Source organism: Tsukamurella conjunctivitidis, assembly GCF_007858475.1.
GTDB lineage: Bacteria > Actinomycetota > Actinomycetes > Mycobacteriales > Mycobacteriaceae > Tsukamurella > Tsukamurella conjunctivitidis.
The window spans coordinates 1-548 of the sequence record NZ_VIGX01000252.1; the positions used below are offsets into that span (position 1 = coordinate 1).

The 548-nt window shown below is 70.8% G+C and carries 1 protein-coding gene; it reads left to right on the forward strand.

All coding sequences use genetic code 11. The features are described 5' to 3' along the window. Positions 1-548 (forward strand): glycoside hydrolase family 38 N-terminal domain-containing protein (locus FK530_RS25270; RefSeq protein ID WP_500487608.1); only part of this gene is annotated, 548 nt, incomplete at both ends.

Sequence of the window (548 nt, forward strand, 5' to 3'; positions counted from 1 at the left end):
CGGGTACAGCGCCAACCTGCCCGGGATCGCCCGCCACATGGGGCGCACCTGGATGCTCACCCAGAAACTCTCCTGGAACGACACCAACACCTTCCCCCACCACACCTTCTGGTGGGAGGGGATCGACGGGACCCGTCTCTTCACCCACTTCCCGCCGGTGGACACCTACAACTCAGAACTCACGCCCCAGGAGATGCACCGCGCAGAGTCCTCCCTGCGCCAGGGCGGGCGGGCGAGCGTGTCCCTGGCCCCCTTCGGCTGGGGGGACGGGGGTGGCGGGCCGACCCGGGAACAGGCGGAGCGCGCCCACCGGCAGGCTGATCTGGAGGGCGTCCCCCGTGTCCGCCTGTCCACACCTGGGGCCTTCTTCGCCGACGCCCTGGAGGAGGCGACCCGGGAGGTCCCGCCCGCCCCGACCTGGGTCGGTGAGCTCTACCTGGAGAACCATCGAGGTGTCCTCACCTCCCAGCACCGCACCAAGTGGGGCAACCGCCACTGCGAGCCCCTGCTGCGCGAGGCCGAACTGTGGGCGACCACCGCGACGGTTC